General features: G+C 42.6%; 1 protein-coding gene. It reads right to left on the bottom strand.

Annotated features, from left to right (window positions below):
- Positions 1-235 (bottom strand): SufD family Fe-S cluster assembly protein (locus tag SB658_RS27565; protein WP_410603752.1); only part of this gene is annotated, 235 nt, incomplete at both ends.

The raw sequence follows: 235 nt of genomic DNA, 5'->3' as shown, positions 1-235 counted from the left end.
CTGTTGCTTCTTCTTCAGAAATTCCGCGGCTCATCAAGTAGAATAGCTGCTCTTCTGATACTTTTGATACCTTCGCTTCGTGCTCTAATGAAATGTTGTCGTTTAAGATTTCATTGTAAGGGATCGTATCAGATGTTGATTTGTTATCCATGATGAGTGTGTCACACTCGATGTTTGAACGTGCACCCTCTGCTTTACGTCCGAAGTGAACGATTCCGCGGTATGTGACTTTACC

Source organism: Bacillus sp. SIMBA_008 (genome assembly GCF_046535495.1).
Taxonomy (GTDB): Bacteria; Bacillota; Bacilli; order Bacillales; family Bacillaceae; genus Bacillus; species Bacillus subtilis.
This window is presented reverse-complemented; position numbering and strand designations above follow the sequence as displayed.